Origin of the sequence: Actinosynnema pretiosum (genome assembly GCF_024171695.1) — a bacterium.
GTDB classification, from domain to species: domain Bacteria; phylum Actinomycetota; class Actinomycetes; order Mycobacteriales; family Pseudonocardiaceae; genus Actinosynnema; species Actinosynnema pretiosum.
On record NZ_JAMTCF010000010.1, the window covers coordinates 199,225 to 217,014 of the forward strand.

17 protein-coding genes and 1 riboswitch are annotated in these 17,790 nt (G+C 74.4%); of the genes, 10 read left to right on the forward strand and 7 right to left on the reverse strand.

Annotation, left to right across the window (positions count from 1 at the left end):
• Together LV78_RS21755 and LV78_RS21760 are read left to right on the forward strand one after the other, a co-directional pair.
• Positions 1–2,283 (forward strand): lantibiotic dehydratase, encoded by a 2,283-nt coding sequence (locus LV78_RS21755; RefSeq protein WP_253847337.1) that lies wholly within the window; start codon positions 1–3, stop codon positions 2,281–2,283.
• An 84-nt stretch (positions 2,284–2,367) separates the two neighbouring features.
• Entirely contained in the window at positions 2,368–3,315 is a 948-nt protein-coding gene (locus tag LV78_RS21760; protein ID WP_253847341.1) for an ornithine cyclodeaminase family protein, read from the forward strand.
• Here the strand turns inward: LV78_RS21760 and LV78_RS21765 are convergent.
• Entirely contained in the window at positions 3,245–3,655 is a 411-nt protein-coding gene (locus LV78_RS21765) for a hypothetical protein (protein ID WP_253847343.1), read from the reverse strand. The two genes, LV78_RS21760 and LV78_RS21765, sit on opposite strands and share 71 nt — an antisense overlap.
• 132 nt (positions 3,656–3,787) lie before the next feature.
• Between LV78_RS21765 and LV78_RS21770 the strand changes: the two genes are divergently transcribed.
• From LV78_RS21770 to LV78_RS21800, 7 genes are all read left to right on the forward strand, one after another.
• Positions 3,788–4,297: a hypothetical protein gene (locus LV78_RS21770; RefSeq protein ID WP_253847347.1), complete on the forward strand. Its 510-nt coding sequence runs from the start codon at positions 3,788–3,790 to the stop codon at positions 4,295–4,297.
• 101 nt (positions 4,298–4,398) lie between these two features.
• Positions 4,399–4,527, forward strand: coding sequence for a SapB/AmfS family lanthipeptide (locus tag LV78_RS21775; RefSeq protein ID WP_253847351.1), 129 nt, complete (start codon positions 4,399–4,401; stop codon positions 4,525–4,527).
• A gap of 65 nt (positions 4,528–4,592) precedes the next feature.
• Positions 4,593–5,114, forward strand: a complete 522-nt coding sequence (locus LV78_RS21780) for an AAA family ATPase (RefSeq protein ID WP_253847355.1) — start codon at positions 4,593–4,595, stop codon at positions 5,112–5,114.
• 133 nt (positions 5,115–5,247) lie between these two features.
• Positions 5,248–5,318: riboswitch (cobalamin riboswitch) on the forward strand.
• A 51-nt stretch (positions 5,319–5,369) separates the two neighbouring features.
• Positions 5,370–6,068, forward strand: coding sequence for an energy-coupling factor ABC transporter permease (locus LV78_RS21785; RefSeq protein WP_253847359.1), 699 nt, complete (start codon positions 5,370–5,372; stop codon positions 6,066–6,068).
• Positions 6,061–6,417: an energy-coupling factor ABC transporter substrate-binding protein gene (locus LV78_RS21790; RefSeq protein WP_253847363.1), complete on the forward strand. Its 357-nt coding sequence runs from the start codon at positions 6,061–6,063 to the stop codon at positions 6,415–6,417. Before LV78_RS21785 ends, LV78_RS21790 begins: the two co-directional genes overlap by 8 nt.
• A 1-nt stretch (position 6,418) precedes the next feature.
• On the forward strand, positions 6,419–7,186 hold the full coding sequence (gene cbiQ, locus LV78_RS21795) for a cobalt ECF transporter T component CbiQ (RefSeq protein ID WP_253847368.1): 768 nt from the start codon (positions 6,419–6,421) through the stop codon (positions 7,184–7,186).
• Complete coding sequence (locus LV78_RS21800) at positions 7,183–7,998, forward strand: energy-coupling factor ABC transporter ATP-binding protein (RefSeq protein WP_253847384.1); 816 nt, start codon at positions 7,183–7,185, stop codon at positions 7,996–7,998. Before cbiQ ends, LV78_RS21800 begins: the two co-directional genes overlap by 4 nt.
• Before the next feature lies 1 nt (position 7,999).
• On the opposite strand, the gene LV78_RS21805 is transcribed toward LV78_RS21800, so the two are convergent.
• Positions 8,000–8,545, reverse strand: coding sequence for a P-loop NTPase family protein (locus tag LV78_RS21805; protein ID WP_253847387.1), 546 nt, complete (start codon positions 8,543–8,545; stop codon positions 8,000–8,002).
• 251 nt (positions 8,546–8,796) lie between these two features.
• Here LV78_RS21805 and LV78_RS21810 point away from each other — a divergent pair, with 251 nt between their 5' ends.
• Complete coding sequence (locus tag LV78_RS21810; RefSeq protein WP_253847540.1) at positions 8,797–9,951, forward strand: MFS transporter; 1,155 nt, start codon at positions 8,797–8,799, stop codon at positions 9,949–9,951.
• A 43-nt stretch (positions 9,952–9,994) separates the two neighbouring features.
• Here the strand turns inward: LV78_RS21810 and LV78_RS21815 are convergent, their stop codons facing one another.
• The 5 genes from LV78_RS21815 to LV78_RS21835 all read right to left on the reverse strand — a co-directional run bounded on the left by LV78_RS21815 (position 9,995) and on the right by LV78_RS21835 (position 17,751).
• A complete protein-coding gene (locus LV78_RS21815; protein ID WP_253847390.1) occupies positions 9,995–10,831 on the reverse strand; it encodes a MerR family transcriptional regulator in 837 nt (278 codons plus the stop codon).
• 119 nt (positions 10,832–10,950) lie between these two features.
• Positions 10,951–11,718, reverse strand: coding sequence for a respiratory nitrate reductase subunit gamma (gene narI, locus LV78_RS21820; RefSeq protein WP_253847395.1), 768 nt, complete (start codon positions 11,716–11,718; stop codon positions 10,951–10,953).
• Positions 11,715–12,344 carry a nitrate reductase molybdenum cofactor assembly chaperone gene (gene narJ, locus LV78_RS21825; protein ID WP_253847398.1) on the reverse strand — a complete coding sequence of 210 codons (630 nt, stop codon included), beginning with the start codon at positions 12,342–12,344 and terminating at the stop codon, positions 11,715–11,717. Before narJ ends, narI begins: the two co-directional genes overlap by 4 nt.
• Complete coding sequence (gene narH / locus LV78_RS21830) at positions 12,341–14,020, reverse strand: nitrate reductase subunit beta (protein WP_253847401.1); 1,680 nt, start codon at positions 14,018–14,020, stop codon at positions 12,341–12,343. Before narH ends, narJ begins: the two co-directional genes overlap by 4 nt.
• Entirely contained in the window at positions 14,020–17,751 is a 3,732-nt protein-coding gene (locus LV78_RS21835; RefSeq protein ID WP_253847404.1) for a nitrate reductase subunit alpha, read from the reverse strand. The genes narH and LV78_RS21835 overlap by 1 nt, the downstream gene beginning before the upstream one ends.
• Positions 17,752–17,790: the final 39 nt, after the last annotated feature.

Below are 17,790 nucleotides of genomic sequence, written 5' to 3' on the forward strand. Positions count from 1 at the left end.
ATGGCCGCCGAGGACGGCACGAGCGACGGCAGGTCGCTGCCCGGCGGCCGGTGGCGGCTGTGGGACCAGTTCAGCGTGCGCGGCGCGGGCTTCCCGGCCGACGGGGTGCTGCGGCTGGCCCCGCACGGCCTCGGCCTGGCCGCCGACCGGTTCGCGACGGCGCGGTCGCGGCAGGGCGCGGAGTGGAAGGCGTTCGAGGCCGCGTTCGAGGCCGAGGCGGTCAAGTCAGCGCTGGAGCTGCGCGACATCGCGGGCGGCGAGGCGTTCCAGAGCGCCGTCGCCTGGCAGAACCGGGCGGTGCTGGGGCGGGCGGTGCGGCCGTTCCTGGAGTGGGAGCCCGGTGACGGGCGGGCCAGCCGCACCCGCCAGCGCGAGGAGCTGATCTCGCACTACTGGCAGCGGTTCTGCGTCAAGAACGACACCATCGGCTTCTTCGGCCCGGTCGGCTGGGGCAGGCTGGACGACGCGGTCGACGGCGTCGAGGTGGACGCGGGCGAGGGCCTGGTGGCGAGCACCAGCGTGCACTTCGCGAGCTGGGCGGTCGACGCGCTGGCCCGCGCGCTCGGCGAGGACCCTGCGCTCGCGCCGTGGATCGCGCCGCGCCGGGCGCCGTTCGTGCGGCTGGGCGACGGCGAGGCGGCGCTGCCCGGCTGCGCGCCGAAGCCGCTGGCCGCGCCGCTGCTGGAGGTGCTGGCGCGGTGCGACGGGACCCGCGCGGTGGTCGCGCTGTCCGAGGAACTGGGCCGCGACGTGACCGGGGACCTGGTGGAGCTGGAGCGCCGCCGGTACCTGGTGCGGCGCCTGGAGGTCCCGGCCGGGGCGCACCCCGAGCGCGCGCTGCGGGCGTGGCTGGAGGGCGTGCCGGAGGAGCTGGCCGCGCCCGGCCTCGCCGCGCTGGACGAGCTGGAGCGCGGTCGCGACCGGATCGCCTCGGCGTCCACGTCGGACGGTCTGGTCGAGGCGATGTCCGCGCTGGAGCGCGGGTTCGAGGAGCTGACGGCGACGGCGGCGGCCCGCGAGAAGGGCGGGTCGACCGCGCCGGGCCGGGCGCTCGCGCACTCGGACTGCCGCCGCTCGGCGACCGTGCGGCTGGGCGGGCGGGTGCTGGACGGGCTGGCGGCGCTGGAGCCGCTGCTGGTCAGCGCGGCCTGGTTGACCTCGTCGCTGGCGCGGCGGGTCATGGCCGGGGCGCGCCGGGTGTTCGACGCCTCGGGGCCGGTGGACCTGGCGACGTTCTGGTTCGCCTGCATGCCCGTGCTGCACCGGGACGCGGTCGCCGAGCTGGCCGAGCTGCGGGCGGAGTTCTGGCGGCGCTGGGGCGAGGTGCTGGACCTGCCGGAGGGCGCGCGGGAGGTGCGGCTGGACCTGGCGGAGGTGTCGGCGCGGGCGAACGCGGCGTTCGCCTCGCCGGGCGGCGGCTGGAACGCGGCCCGCTACCTGAGCCCGGACGTGATGGTCGCGGCGGCGGGCGCGGACGCGGTGCGGCGCGGGGAGTTCGACCTGGTGCTGGGCGAGCTGCACGTGGCCATGAACACCCTGGGCGCGTCCCTGTACCTGGACCAGCACCCCGACCCCGCCGAGCTGGTGGAGCTGACCACGCGGGACGTGCCGGGGCCGAGGTTGCTGCCGCTGCTGCCGAAGGAGCACAAGGCGCGGTTGTCCTCGCGGGTGCGGCAGAGCCTGGTGCGGCCGGAGGACTACTGCGTGGCGCTGGTGGACGACACCGCCGACCCGCGCAGGCCCCGGACGGCGCGCAGCGCGGACGTGCGGGTGGAGCTGCGCGACGAGGAGCTGGTGGCGGTGCTGCCGGACGGGGCGGTGTTCCCGGTGGCGGACGTGTTCTCGCACGTGCTGACCACGCTGGTGGTGGACGGGTTCCGGGTGCTGCCGGAGGCCGACCACACGCCGAGGGTGAGCGTGGGGCGGCTGGTGGTGTCGCGGGAGACGTGGCGGTTCCCGGTGGCGGAGCTGGACTTCGCGGACGCGCGCACGGAACCGGCCCGCTTCGCGGCGGCGCGGGCGTGGCGGGCGGAGCGGGGGCTGCCGAGGTTCGTGTTCTTCACCTCGCCCGCCGAGCCGCGCCCGGTGTTCGCGGACTTCGACAGCCCGGCGTCGGTGACGCTGCTGGCGAAGGCGGTGCGCAGGCTGGCCAGGGCGGACGCGGGGGCGCGGTTGACGGTGGTGGAGATGCTGCCGACGCCGGAGCAGGCGTGGCTGACCGACGACCGGGGGGAGGTGTACACCTCGGAGCTGCGGTTCGTGCTGCACGACACGGCGCCGTGAGGGGGCGCTTGACTTCCCCCGGTCGGGTGTCTTGCATGGGGCCATTACGTCTCAGCTGGAATCACACTTTCGGAGGAACCCCGGATGAGCGCCACCCTCGCCTACGTCACCGCCGAGCAGATCGGGGAGGCGCTCACCCCGGCGGGCGCGGTGGGTGCGATCGAGGAGGCGCTGCGGGCGGGCCTCGACCCGGCGGTCGGGCCCAAGCGCAGCATCCTGGACGTGGCGTCGGGGCAGCTGCTGCTGATGCCCGCCGAGACGGCGGGCGCGGTCGGGGTGAAGGTGGCCACGGTCGCCCCGGCCAACCCGGAGCGGGGCCTGCCGCGCATCCAGGGCGTGTACGTGCTGTTCGACGCGGCCACCCTCACCCCGCGAGCGCTGCTGGACGGCACCGCGCTCACCACCCTGCGCACCCCGGCCGTGTCGGTGGCGGCGGTCCGGCCCGCGCTGCTGCGCGAGTCCGGCCCGCTGCACCTGACCGTGTTCGGCGCCGGGCCGCAGGGCACCGGCCACGTGGACACCGTGGCGGGTGTGGTCGAGGGCCACCGGCCGCTGGGGACGGTCACCCACGTGGTGCGCGACCCGTCCGCCGCGACCGGCGCCCTGCGGGAGGGCGCGTCGCTGGTGGCGGCCGGGTCGCCGGAGGCGGCCGAGGCGGTGGCGCGGGCGCACGTGGTGGTGTGCGCGACGGGGTCGGGCACCCCGGTGTTCGACTCGGGCCTGGCCAGGCCCGACGTGGTGGTGATCGCCGTGGGCTCCCACGACACCGACCGCCGCGAGGTCGACGGGGCGCTGGTGGGGCGTGCTCAGGTGGTGGTGGAGGACGTGGCGACCGCGCTGCGGGAGGGCGGCGACGTGGTGATGGCGATCGCCGAGACGGACCTGACCGAGTCCGACCTGATCCCCATGGCGGACGTGGTGACCGGCCGCGCGGTGCTGTCGGCGGACCGGCCGGTGGTGTTCAAGAGCTCGGGGATGCCGTGGGAGGACGTGGTGGTGGCGGAGGCGGTGGTGGCGCGTCTTCAGGGCTGAGCCCGACCGTCTCGGCCCACCGGACCGCCAACTCGCTCAGCGCCTTCAGGTGCTCCCGCGCCTCCGGCACCCAGTCGAGGCCGGCGGCGACGGCTCCAGGGAAGTCGTCCCGGAACACGCGCACGATGTCGCGCGTCTCCTCGTCGTCGAAGGCGGCGAGGACGAGGAAGTCCAGCTCCCACGCGGCCATCTGGGCCAGCCTGGCCGCACCCGCGGGGTGCCGGGCGTGGCGGGCGAGCGCCCCGATGATCCACTCCACCGTCATCGACGACCCGAACCACACCTCCTCCCCGGGTTCTTCCTCGTCGAACGTGCGGCTGAGTATCACGGTGCCTGCCACGGGCGGTGCTCCTTCCAGGGCGGGCGAGCCGGTGTCGAGCGGTTCGGCGTGCTCCCGGACCGCATCCTGTCCCCCACGAGCCCGGTCCGCGACTCGTCCTCCGGGCGAGGCGCGCGGCCGTAGGGTGGCGCGGTGGGAGGGGTCGGCGTGGTGTTCGGGTCGCGGGACGGGTTCGGGGTGGAGTTTCACGTCGAGCGGGACCCCAGGCTGCTGCGCGTGGACGTGTTCGTCGCCGGGCTGCACGTGGACGCGTGGGACAACGCGTTCTACCCGCCGCTGCTGGTGAAGAAGCTGAAGGACGAGATCCGCCGCTTCCGGGAACCGGCCGCGCGGCCCGAGGGGTTCACCTCGCCGCTGGAGGCGTTCCGGTCGGCCGAGAGCGCGCTGACCGGGGAAGCCGAGGGGTGGGAGCGGTTCGCGGGGTTCCGGTTCCTGGACTGGGGCGAGTGCACCGACCCCGCGCTGGCGTTCGCCTTCCCCGACGGGGACCTGCTGCACCTCGCCTGCCGGGTGCTCGACGACGCCGGGCCGGGGACGCCCGCGGCGGTGTCGGTGCGCCGGGCGGAGTTCGTCGGGACGCTGGAGCGGGGGCTCGTGGTCGCCGAGCGCGAGTGGGCCGCCCGGCGCCCCCCGATGCGGTGAACCCGCCGCGTCGCTGCCCCGCGCCGACCGGAAAGCCCTGCTCTGATGGGAGGCGGACAGCGGTCCGCACCGGGCCGCGCGTGACCCGGAGGAGGGACGTCGTGGACTTCGTCCTGGCGCTGCAGGAGCTGGACGTGGAGCGGGAGCAGGCCGCCGACGTGATCGGCGTGAACTCGGCGCTGAGCCTGCTCCTGTGCGACGACGGGAGCATCCTCGGCGAGCGCGAGTAGCCCCCGCTCGGGCGGCCCCGCCGTCGAGGGCCGGGGCCGCCCGAGCCCGCGCTAGGGTCGGCCGGGTGCCCCGGTTGATCCTGCTCAACGGCCCGCCCGCGTGCGGCAAGTCGACGGTGGCGCGGCGGTACGCCGACGAGCACCCCCTCGCGCTCGACCTGGACGTCGACCTGGTCCGCGCCCTGATCGGCCGGTGGCGGGACGCCCGCCCGGAGGCCGGGCTGCTGGCCCGCGCGATCGCGCTCGCCGCCGCGCGCACCCACCTCGCCGCCGGGCACGACGTGGTCGTCCCCCAGCTGATCGCCCGCCCCGGGTTCCTCGCCGAGCTGGAGGACGTGGCGCGCGAGACCGGCGCGGTGTTCCACGAGATCGTCCTGCTCGACGGCGTGGGCAGCGCCCTGCGCCGCTACGCCGAGCGCGAGACCGGCGCCCCCGAGGACCGGCGGCACGACGACGCCGCCGAGGTCGCTGCCCTGCACGACCGGCTGATCGCGCTGCTCAGGACCCGCCCGCGCGCCAGGATCGTCCCGGTCGTCGACGGGGACCCGGACGCGACCTACCGGGCCGTGCTGGCCGCCCTCCGGTAGCCCGCGCTGCGGCAGTCCGAACACCCGCTCACCCCCGCCCGCCGATCCCGACCTGCGCGGGAGCAAGATCACGCCGCGCGCCCACCGGCGCGAGGTGAAATCGGTGTTAGCCTTCCGCCGCCGAGCGTCAGCCGAGGAATCCGGTGCAACACCGGAGCGGTCGCGCCACTGTGAGCGGATCGACGATCCGCGAGCCAGGAACTCACGGGGCTCGGTACCTCCTATCGGGACGCGTCATCCCGGAAAGGTGTGCCGATGCACATTGCCGAGGGCTTCCTGCCCCCAGTCCACGCGGCGGCGTGGACGGTGGCGGCAGCGCCGTTCGTCGTCCACGGGGTCCGCGAGATCAAGCGGACCGTCGCCGAGCACCCCGAGTCCCGGCTGCTGCTGGGCGCGGTGGGCGCCTACTCGTTCGTGCTGTCCGCCATCAAGCTGCCGTCCGTGACGGGCAGCTCCTCCCACCCCACCGGCACCGGTGAGGGCGCGATCGTCTTCCGACCGCCGGTCATGGCCGCGCTCGGCACGGTCGTGCTGGTGTTCCAGGCCCTGCTGCTCGCCCACGGCGGGCTGACCACGCTGGGCGCCAACGTGATGTCCATGGCCGTGGTCGGCCCCTGGGCCGGGTACGCCGTCTACCGGCTGCTCAAGAAGGCCCCGTGGGGCGTGGCGGTGTTCTGCGGCGTGGCCGTCGCCGACCTCGCCACCTACGTCACCACCGCCACCCAGCTCGCCATCGCCTTCCCCGACGACGGCACGGGCTTCGTCGGCGCGTGGAGCCGGTTCCTGAGCCTGTTCGCGCTCACCCAGATCCCCCTCGCGCTGGTCGAGGGCATGATCGGCGTGCTGCTGCTCAACGCCCTGCGCACCTGGGCGGGACCCGAGCTGCGCGGGCTCGGATTCGGACGCGACCGCGACGAGGACCCGTCGCTGGCAGGGGTGAAGCACGATGCGTAGGACCACCACGAACGTGCTGCTGGTGCTGGCCTCGGTCGCGGTGTTCGCGGTCGCGCTGGCGCTCGGGACGGGCAGGGGCGAGTTCGGCGGCACCGACGCCACCGCCACCGAGCAGATCGAGGAGTCGGCCCCGGACTACGAGCCGTGGTTCGAGCCGGTGTGGTCGCAGCCGGGCGGCGAGGTCGAGTCGGGGCTGTTCGCGCTCCAGGCCGCGCTCGGCGCCGGACTGCTCGGGTTCGCGCTCGGCACGTTCCGCGAGCGCCGCAAGCACCTGGGCGACCGGGCCCCCGGCGAGGCGGTCCCCGGCGGCGGGCCGGACGAGAACCCGCCACCGGGCAGCGGCGCCTGACGTGGCGCGGCTGTCGCTCGACGACGCCGCGTGGAGCAGTGCCTGGCGGGACCGCTCGACGGCCGAGAAAACCGTGCTGTCGGGCGGTCTCGCCGCCGTGGCGCTGACCGGGCGCGGCCCGGTCGGCGCCGCGCTGGTGCTGCTGGCCGCGTCGGTGTGCGCGTGCGCGCTCGCCGGGGTCGGGGCGCGGGCCTGGGCTTCCGCGCTGGCCGCGCCCTCGGTGTTCATCGCGCTGGGCGTGCTCGGGATCGTGGTCACCTTCGGCGCGGCGGGCACGCCCCTGCTCACCTGGGGGCCGCTGGTGGTGACGGAGGCCTCGGCGCTGCGCGGCGCGCGGGTCGCGGCGCGGGCCGCGTCGACCTCGGCGGCGGTGCTGCTGCTGGCCACCACGACCCCGATGCCGTACCTGCTGGCGAGCGTGAGCCGGGTGCCGGGCCTGGGCGTGCTGGCCGAGATCGCCGGGGTGGTCTACCGGATGCTGTTCGGGCTGCTGGACGCGCAGGCCCGCGTGCGCGAGACCCAGGCCGCCCGCCTCGGCTACCGCGACGCCCGCGCGGCCCGGCGCAGCGTCGGCGCGCTCGGCGCGGCCACGCTCGTCCGGGCGTGGACCGGCGCGCAGCGCCTGGAGGCGGGACTGTCCGGCCGGGGGTCGACCTCGGCCGCGTTCGGCGCGCCGCGCAGGCGCCCGGTGAGCCGCGCGTTCACGGCGGCGAGCGCCGCGCTGGTGCTGGCCTGCGCGCTGCTCTCGCTGCTGGGTCCGGCGTGGTGAGCGTGCTGGAGGCGCGGGGCCTCACCGTCGACTACCGGGACGCGCCCGGCGTGCTGCGCGAGGTGGACCTGCGGGTGGGCGAGGGGATGCGGCTGGCGCTGATGGGCGCGAACGGCGCGGGCAAGTCGACCCTGCTGCGCTGCCTGTCCGGGGCGCTGCGCCCCACGTCCGGCGCCGTGCTGGCGCGCGGGACCGAGCTGGGGCGGGGCAAGCGCGCGCTGACCGCCCACCGGCAGCACGTGCAGCTGGTGCTCCAGGACCCGGACGACCAGCTGTTCTCCGCCGACGTGTTCCAGGACGTGGCGTTCGGCCCGGTGAACCTGGGGCTGTCCGAGGCGGAGGTCGCCGAGCGGGTCGCGGCGGTGCTGGCGGCGCTGCGCATCCCGGACCTGGTCGACCGGCCGGTGCACCACCTGTCGTTCGGGCAGCGCAAGCGGGTCGCACTGGCGGGGGCGCTGGCGATGCGCCCGGCCGTGCTGCTGCTGGACGAGCCGACCGCCGGGCTGGACCCGAGCGGGGCGGCGGCGCTGCTGCGCACGCTGGAGGAGCTGCGGGCGGCGGGCACGACCGTGGTGATGTCCACGCACGACGTGGACCTGGCGTGGCGGTGGGCCGACGAGGTGGCGCTGCTGGCCGGGAGCCGCCTGCGCCAGGGCGACCCGGCCGACCTGCTGGGCGACGCCCCGCTGCTGGCGGCGGCCGGGCTGGAGCCGCCGTGGCAGGTGCGGCTGCTGCGCGAGGCGGGACTGCCGGTGGGTGGTCCGGAACGCCCGCGCGAGCCCGGCGAGGTGCTGGCGCGGCTGCGGGGGTGAGTCAGCGGGCCAGCAGCTCGTCCACGGCGTCCGCCAGCTCCTCGACCGGGGCGGCGCTGTCCAGGCGCAGCACGGGGCAGGACAGCGCGGCCAGCCACCGCTCGTGCCGCACCAGGCTGCGGCCGTCGAACTCCGGGTCGTCGTAGCCGCGCGCCCACTCCAGGAACGCGTGGAACTCCGCCTCCCCCGGCCTGCCCGGCGCCAGCTCGTCGCCCAGCCGGACCACCTCGCGCTCGGTGATCCTGCGCTCGCGCACCCCGGGGTCCAGGGTCAGCAGCACGGCGGCGTCCAGCAGCGGGATCACGCCGTCGCCCCAGCCCATCGGGGAGCCGGACGCCACCCAGGAGGCGCGCGGCAGGAACACCTCGCCCATCAGCCGCACCCGGTCCGCCTCGGGGCGCTTGGCGGTGAAGGGCGGGACGGTGGGCAGCCAGAAGTAGTCGTCCAGGTCGGCGTGCGGCACGTGCCAGCGGGACGCGAGCGCCCGGCCGAGGGTGGTGGTCCCGGAGCCGCTGGCGCCGGTGATCAGCAGGCGGCGCGTCGGCACGGCGCTCCTCTCGGGTCGGGCGTCCGGAACGGGGCCGGACCGCCCGGTGATCATGCCGGAACGGCGCGGGCGGCGCGCCACCGGCCACCCGGCGCGCGGGCGCGGAGATGCGGGTCCGGTGATTCGCGGTGACCATGAAACCCCCGGAACCTTCGACGGAGGACCTGCTTCCGATGGGAACCCGAACCCCGCAACCGCCCACCGCGCACTCCCCCGCCGCCCCGGACGCCGCGCTCGCCGGGCGGAACCTCATGCTCGTGCTGGCCACCCTCGGCGGGGTGGTGAACTTCTGGGCGTGGGCCCTGCTCAGCCCGCTCGGGCCGCTGTTCAAGGACTCGCTCGGCCTCACCTCGTTCCAGCAGGCGCTGCTGGTGGCCGTGCCCGTCGCGGTCGGCTCGGTCGGGCGGGTGCCGGTCGGGGCGCTCACCGACCGGTACGGCGGGCGGGTGATGTTCCCGCTCGTGTCGGTGGCCACGATCGCGCCGGTGCTGTTCATCGGCTTCCTCGGCCACACCTCGCTGGCCGCGCTGCTGGTCGGCGGGTTCTTCCTGGGCATCGGCGGCACCTCGTTCGCGGTGGGCGTGCCGTTCGTCAACGCCTGGTTCCCGCCGAACCGGCGCGGGCTCGCGATCGGGGTGTTCGGGGCGGGCATGGGCGGCACGGCGATCAGCGCGCTCACCACGGTCCCGCTGGTGCGGGCCGGCGGCACGGGCACGCCGTTCGCGGTCACCGCCGCCGTGCTCGCGGTGTACGCGCTGGTCGCGGCGCTGGTGATGCGCGACGCGCCGGGACGGGCGCTGCCCGCCGGGTCGCTGGGCAGCCGGCTGGCCGACACCGCGCGGCTGCCGCTGACCTGGCACGCCTCGCTGCTGTACGCGGTGGTGTTCGGCGGGTACGTGGCGTTCTCGGTGTACCTGCCCGCCTACCTGAAGACCGCCTACGGCCTGGCCCAGTCCGACGCGGCCAACCGGATGGCCGGGTTCGTGCTGCTCGCGGTGGTGATGCGCCCGCTGGGCGGCTGGTTGTCGGACCGGCTCGGACCGGTGCGGGTGCTGGTGGCCGCGCTCGGCGTGGTGGTCGTCGGCGCGGCGGTGCAGTCGTTCACCCCGCCGCTCGGGCCGCTGGGCACGGTGGCGTTCCTCGGCATGGGCGCGGCGCTCGGCGCGGGCAGCGGGGCGGTGTTCGCGCTGGTGGCGCTGCTGGCCCCGGCGAACCGGGTCGGGTCGGTGACCGGCGTGGTGGGCGCGGCGGGCGGGCTGGGCGGGTTCGTGCCGCCGCTGCTGATGGGCGCGCTGTACGGGGCGATGTCGTCCTACGCGCTGGGTCTGGCCGCGCTGTCGGTGGTGGCGCTGGGGACGCTGGTGTTCACGCTGACCGTCGTGCGGCGGAGCGTGGAGGGACGCTGACGCGGGTCGGCCCACCGGCGCGGCGCGGGTGGGCCGACCGGCGTCAGCCGTCCGCCGGGCTCTGCCCGAGGAGCTCCCCCGAGCGCTGGACGCAGCGGTTCCGGGCCGGGGAGAAGTCGTACGGCATCTTGGTGACCGCCTCGAAGGCGCTCATCACCCGCTCCTCCCCCTCGTCCGGGTCCTCGTAGGTGTCGAACAGCCGGTCGACCCGCTCGTCCAGCCCGGTGGCCTCGGCGATCCGGCCGATGGCCTGGAGGTGGGCGCACCGCTGCCTGGCGATCTCCTCCACGACCGGGTCGTCGGGGTCGACGCCGTCGTCGAGGGCGGCCTCGGCCGCGTCGAGCCGCTCGTCCTCCGCCCGCAGCTCGGGGTGGGTGGCCAGCACGACGAACGAGGTGGCCTGGGCGACGGCGCCCAGCGGGCCGAAGATCCGCTCGGTGACCAGCAGCGACTCCAGGTCGGAGCGGCGCAGCGCGCCGGGCGGCAGGTCGCCGAGCAGGTCCACCACCAGGTCCGAGAGCAGACCCAGCGGGCTGCCCACGGCGCGCAGGCGCTGGACGGTCGCGCGCTGGCGCGCGATCTCCGCCTCCCTGGCGGCCAGCGCCCGCTCCAGCCCCTCGAGGCCCTGCTCGACGTCCTGGTCCTCGTCGAACGCCGCCCGCATGTCGTCGAGCCTGATGCCCGCGTCGGCCATCCTGCGGATCCACAGCAGGCGGATCATGTCGTCGTGGCCGTAGCGGCGGCGGCCGTCCGCGCCGCGCTCTGGCTCGGGGAGCAGACCGATCTGGTGGTAGTGCCGGATGGCCCTCGGGGTCGTTCCGGCGAAGGCGGCGGCGTCGCCGATCTTGACCTGGCGGGGGGAGGTGGAGGAGAGCTGCATCGCGAGCGGGGCCTTTCGTGCCGTGGTGTCCCCAGGACAGCACATGCCGCTGCGGCAGGTGCAACACCGCCGGGCGCGCCCCTGAGGACGCGCGCGGGACGCGCCCGGCGGTGGTGGACCTAGCGGGTGCGCTCCCAGCCCCGGCGCGGGGCCCGGTTGCCGAGCCGGTCGTCCCGGCTGCGGTACACCACGTACGGCCGGGTCAGGTAGCCCAGCGGCATCGAGAACACGTGCACCAGCCTGCTGAACGGCCAGAACGCGAACAGCGCCCACGCCGCCAGCGCGTGCAGCCGGAACCCGAGCGGCGCGGCGGCCATCAGCTCCGGCTTCGGCTGGAAGTAGAAGATCGACCGGAACCACGGGGAGACGGTCTCCCGGTAGTCGTGCGGGTGCCCGTCCAGGTTGCCCAGCAGCGTGGTGCCCAGGCCCAGCACGATCGTGCCCACCAGCAGCACGTACATGACCTTGTCGTTGCGGGTGGTCGCGGAGAACACCGGCCCGGTGGTGCGCCGCCGGTAGACCAGGATCGCCGCGCCCGCCAGGGTGCACACCCCGGCGATCACGCCGAGCACGACGGCGGTGGCGTGGTACAGCTCCTCGCTGATCCCGAGCGCCTCGGTCCACGACTTGAGCACCAGCAGGCCGCCGACGTGCCCGATCACCACGACCAGGACGCCGAAGTGGAACAGCGGGCTGCCCAGCCGCAGCAGCCTGCGCTCGTAGAGCTGGGAGGAGCGGGTGGTCCAGCCGAACTTGTCGTACCGGTAGCGCCAGACGTGCCCGCCGACGAACACGGCCATCGACACGTACGGCACCACCACCCACAGCATGAAGTCCAGCGTGGTGGCCGGTTCCACGGCGACCTCGGCGAGCGACCGTCCGGTCATCGGTGACCTCCCTGCGGCATGTACTCGGGCGGCGCGAAGGGCGCGAGGCCCACTTCCTCCTCGGGCGGTCCCTGCGCGGCCAGCCGGGCGACGGCGTCGTGCTCGCGCCCGCCCAGCGGCGGCAGGGTCGCCGACACCGACTCCAGCACGTGCGCCCACGGCGACCCGGCCTCGCGCAGGCCGACGCGGATCAGCTCCAGCCCGGCCCGGTGCTCGGTGAGCAGCCGCAGCCCGGCCTCGGCGTTGCCGCTCGCGGCGAACTCCAGCACCACCGCGAGGTGGTCGGGCAGCTCGTCGTCGCCCAGCTCCAGCCCGGCGGCCCGGTAGGCGTGCTTGAACCGCAGCAGCGCCATGCCGCGCTTGCGGGTGTCGCCGTAGGCGAAGTACGTCAGGTACGGGCTGAACCGCTTGCGGTGGTCGAAGGTCGCCACGTACCCGGCGGCCAGCTCCAGCAGCGGGGTGGCCTCGGCGTGGTCGAGGAACGCGCGCAGCGGCGTCGCGAGCGCGCGCGGCAGCGTGCCGGTGGCGGCCCGCAGCAGCGGCAGCCGGGACGCCAGCGCCTCGTCGGGGTAGCCCAGCAGCAGCGACTGCACCTGCCAGGCGGTCGACAGGTCGGGTGTGGTCACGACCGCTCCTCCCCCCGCTCACCGGGCTCCCGCCGGGGTGGGAACAGCCCTTCGGGCGTGCCCTTGCCGTCCCAGTTGAGCAGGTTGACCCGGCTGCCCTTGTCGGCGGGCGCGGCCACGGTGTCGCTGGTCTGCCGGTCGCGCAGCATCCGGAAGTTCTCCACCGCGATCGGCGAGTTCCCGCCGGAGCTCTCCCCGAACGGCCCCGAGCCGCCCATGCCGGGGCCGCCCTCGTAGTCCAGGCTGCACTCGGTGGCCAGCTCCTCCAGCCCGTGCGCCTGCTCGGCGTGCGCGGGCGGGATGACGTACCGCTCGTCGTACTTGGCGAGCGCGAGCAGCCGGTACATGTCGTAGACCTGCTCGCCGGTCATGCCGACCCCGGCGGCCACGGACTCGCGCGGCTCGCGGCCGAGGTTGATGTCGCGCATGTAGGCGCGCATCGCCGCGAGCCGCCGCAGCACCGCGTTCACCGGCTCCACGTCGCCCGCCGTGAACAGCTGCGCCAGGTACTCGACGGGGATGCGCAGCGCCTCGATGGCGGCGAACAGGTTGCCGTGGTCCTCGGCGTCGTGGCCGGTGTCGCGCACGACGTCGACCACCGGCGAGAGCGGCGGGATGTACCAGACCATCGGCATGGTCCGGTACTCCGGGTGCAGCGGCAGCGCGACCTTGAAGGTGGTGATCAGCGCGTGGATCGGGGACCGCTGGGCGGCCTCGACCCAGTCGCGCGGGATGCCCGCCTTCTCGGCCTCGCGGACCACGGCCGGGTCGTTCGGGTCGAGGAACACCTGCCGCTGCGCCTCGTAGAGGTCCTTGTCGTCCGGGGTGGCGGCGGCTTCGAGGACCTTGTCGGCGTCGTAGAGCACCAGCCCGATGTAGCGCAGCCGCCCGACGCAGGTCTCCGCGCACACGGTCGGCAGGCCGACCTCCACGCGCGGGAAGCAGAACGTGCACTTCTCGGCCTTGCCGGTGCGGTGGTTGAAGTAGATCTTCTTGTACGGGCAGCCGGACACGCACATCCGCCAGCCCCGGCACCGGTCCTGGTCGACCAGCACGATGCCGTCCTCGCTGCGCTTGTAGATCGCCCCGGACGGGCAGGACGCGGCGCAGGACGGGTTGAGGCAGTGCTCGCAGATGCGCGGCAGGTAGAACATGAAGGTCTGCTCGAACTCGAACTTCACCTTGTCCGCGATGCCCTTGAGCATCGGGTCGCGGTGCCCGTGGTCGGGAGCGCCGCCGAGGTTGTCGTCCCAGTTCGCCGACCAGGTGATCTTGGTGGGCTCGCCGCTGATCAGCGAGCGCGGCGGGGCGACCGGGGTGTGCTCCTGCAGCGGGGCGCTGGTGAGGTTGTCGTAGTCGTAGGTCCAGGGCTCGTAGTAGTCCTCGATGCCCGGCAGCTTCGGGTTGCTGAACAGGGTGAGCAGCTTGCGGAGGCGCCCGCCGCCCTTGAGCTTGAGCCTTCCGCGCTTGTTCAGCTCCCAGCCGCCGCGCCAGCGCTCCTGGTCCTCGTAGCCGCGCGGGTAGCCCTCGCCCGGCCGGGTCTCCACGTTGTTGAACCACACGTACTCGACGCCGCTGCGGTTGGTCCAGGCCTGCTTGCAGGTGACCGAGCAGGTGTGGCAGCCGATGCACTTGTCCAGGTTCATCACCATGGCCATCTGCGCCATGACCCTCATCAGTACTGCACCTCCTGGTCGCGGCGGCGGATGACGGTGATCTCGTCGCGCTGGTTCCCGGTGGGCCCGAGGTAGTTGAAGGCGAACGAGAGCTGCGCGTAGCCGCCGATCAGGTGCGAGGGCTTGACCAGCAGGCGGGTGAGCGAGTTGTGGATGCCGCCGCGCTTGCCCGAGGTCTCGGAGCGGGGCACGTCGATGAGCCGGTCCTGCGCGTGGTGCATGTAGACGGTGCCCTCGGGCATCCGGTGCGAGACGACGGCGCGGGCGACCACGACGCCGTTGCGGTTGACCGCCTCGATCCAGTCGTTGTCGGCGATCCCGACCTTCGCGGCGTCCTCCTTGGACATCCAGATGGTCTGGCCGCCCCGCGAGAGGCTGAGCATGAGCAGGTTGTCCTGGTACTCGGAGTGGATGGACCACTTGCTGTGCGGGGTGAGGTAGCGGACGGTGATGCCCAGCTCGCCCCTCTCCCCCAGCCGGGGCTCGTCGAACAGGGCGTGCATGTCCAGCGGTGGCCGGAACACCGGCAGCTGCTCGCCCAGCTCGGTCATCCAGTCGTGGTCGAGGTAGAAGTGCTGGCGGCCGGTGAGGGTGTGCCAGGGCTTGAGCCGCTCGACGTTGATGGTGAACGGCGAGTAGCGCCTGCCGCCGGACTCGGAGCCGGACCACTCCGGCGAGGTGATCACCGGGACGGGCACCGCCTGGGTGTCGGCGAAGGTGATCCGCTTGCCCTCGTGCTCGGCCGCCAGGTCCGCCAGTCGCGTGCCGGTGCGGCGCTCGACGGTGCGGAAGCCCTGGGTGGCCAGGTGGCCGTTGGTGGTGCCGGACAGGGCGAGGATGGTCTCGCAGGCGTGCACGTCGCGCACCAGCGACGGGCGGCCGTCGGCCGGTCCGCCCCGGATCGCGCCGTTCTTCTGCCGCAGGTGGTCGACCTCGCGGCCGACGTCGAAGGTGACGCCCTTGGTGGTCGCCCCGAGCGCGTCGGCCAGCGGCCCGAGCGCGCCCATCTTCGCGGCGATCGCGCCGAAGTCGCGCTCCACCACGGTGATCCGGGGCATGGTCACCCCCGGCACCGGCTCGCACTCCCCGGCCTTCCAGTCGCGGACCACGCCGTGCGGGGTGGCCAGCTCGTCCGGGGTGTCGTGCAGCAGCGGGGTGGCCACGACGTCCTTGCGCACGCCCAGGTGCTTCCCGGCAAGCTCGCTGAAGGTCTTCGCGATGGCCTGGAACGCGGCCCAGTCGGTGCGGGTCTGCCACGGCGGGGCGATGGCCGGGTTGAACGAGTGCACGAACGGGTGCATGTCGGTGGTGTTGAGGTCGTGCTTCTCGTACCAGGTGGCGGCGGGCAGCACGACGTCGGAGAAGATCGTGGTGCTGGTCATCCGGAAGTCCAGCGTCAGCAGCAGGTCGAGCTTGCCCACCGGCGCCTCGTCGTGCCACACCACGTCCCTCGGGCGCTGGCCGGGCGGGGTCTCCTCGGCGCGCAGCGAGTCGTCCGCGCCGAGCAGGTGCTTGAGGAAGTACTCGTTGCCCTTGCCCGAGGAGCCGAGCAGGTTGGCGCGCCAGATGCTGAGCACGCGCGGGAAGTTCTCCGGCGAGTCCGGGTCCTCGCAGGCGAACTTCAACCGCCCGGCCTTCAGCTCGGACACCACGTGCTCGGCGGCGCTCACGCCCGCGCGCTCGGCCTCGTCGGCCAGGTCCAGGGGGTTGCGGTCGAAGGTCGGGTAGGAGGGCATCCAGCCCATGCGCGCGGACTGGGCGATCACGTCGGCGGTGGTCTTGCCCGCGAGCTGACCGCCGGAGGTGGCGGCGGAGAGGGTGTCGGCTCCGAACCGGTCGTAGCGGAACTGGTCGGTGTGCAGGTACCAGTAGGCGGTCTGGATCATCTGCCTGGGCGGTCGGGACCAGTCGAGGCCGAACGCGAGCTGCGACCAGCCGGTGATGGGGCGGCACTTCTCCTGGCCGACGTAGTGCGCCCAGCCGCCGCCGTTGACGCCCTGGCAGCCGGTGAGCGTGGTCAGGGCCAGGAACGCCCGGTAGATCGTGTCCGAGTGGAACCAGTGGTTGGTGCCCGCACCCATGATGATCATGGAGCGGCCGTTGGTCTCCTCCGCGTTGGCCGCGAACTCCCGGCCGATCCGCGCGGCTGCCTGCGCGGGGACGCCGGTGAACTGCTCCTGCCAGGCGGGCGTTCCGGGCTGGGAGGCGTCGTCGTACCCGGTGGGCCACTGCCCCGGCAGCCCGGCGCGGCCCACCCCGTACTGGGCGAGCAGCAGGTCGAACACGGTGGTGACCAGGTGCCCGCCGACCTGCCGCACCGGCACCCCGCGCCGCAGCACGTCGGCCGCCCCGGACGGCGAGTCGAAGCGCGGCAGCTCCACCTCCACCGCCTCGCCGCCGCCGTGCGCGCTCAGCAGCGGGTCCACCCCGCCCAGGTCCAGGTTCCACCGGCCGACGCCCTGCTCGCCGTAGCGGTCGCCGAGCGTGCCGTTGGGCACGACCGGCCCGCCGGTGGCGGCGTCGAGCAGCACGGTCTTGAACGCCGGGTTCTCCACGTCCGGCCCGAGCCCGGCGGCGGCGCGGGCCGCGTCGTCCAGGTCGGCGGCGGTGAGGAACTTCCCCGGCCGGTGCACCCCGTCCCCGTGCTGCTCCAAGCGCACCAGGAAGGGCAGGTCGGTGAACTTCTTGGTGTAGTCGGTGAAGTACGGCACCTGCCGGTCCACGAAGAACTCGCGCAGCACCACGTGCCCCATCGCCATCGCGAGCGCCCCGTCCGTGCCGGGCCGGGCGGCGAGCCACTCGTCGGCGAACTTGACGCTGTCCGCGTAGTCCGGGGCCACCGCGATCACCTTCTGCCCCCGGTAGCGGGCCTCGGCCATCCAGTGGGCGTCCGGCGTGCGGGTGACCGGCAGGTTCGAGCCCCACACGATCAGGTAGCCCGCGTCCCACCAGTCACCCGACTCGGGGACGTCGGTCTGGTCGCCGAACACCTGCGGCGAGGCCACCGGCAGGTCGGCGTACCAGTCGTAGAACGAGAGCATCGTGCCGCCGAGCATGGACACGAACCGCGCCCCTGAGGCGTGCGAGACCATCGACATCGCCGGGATGGGCGAGAACCCGGCGACCCGGTCCGGCCCGTGCTCCTTGATCGTGTGCACGTGCGCGGCGGCGACCAGCTCGGTCGCCTCCTCCCAGGTGGCGCGCACCAGGCCGCCCTTGCCGCGCGCGGACTTGTACCGGCGCGCCTTCTCCGGGTCCTCGACGACGCTCGCCCAGGCGAGCACGGGGTCCCCGGTGCGGGCCTTGGCCTCCCGGTACAGCTCCAGCAGCACGCCGCGCACGTACGGGTAGCGCACCCTGGTGGGCGAGTAGGTGTACCAGGAGAAGGCGGCGCCGCGCGGGCAGCCGCGCGGCTCGTACTCGGGGCGGTCCGGGCCGACGGACGGGTAGTCGGTCTGCTGGGACTCCCAGGTGATGATCCCGTCCTTGACGTAGACCTTCCAGGAGCAGGACCCGGTGCAGTTCACCCCGTGGGTGGAGCGGACCACCTTGTCGTGGCTCCACCGGTCGCGGTAGAACTCGTCGGCCTGCCTCCCCCCGATCTTGTGCAGGGTGCGCAGGTCCTCGGACACCTCGGCTCTGCCGAAGAACCTCCTGGTGCGGACGAGCGCGTCGCTCAGCTCGGTGTCCAGGCCCGCGGCGCGGCGGCCGGGGCCGGTCTCGGTGCTCACAGGGGCGTGACTCCTCTGGCAATCGCGAACGGTCATGAT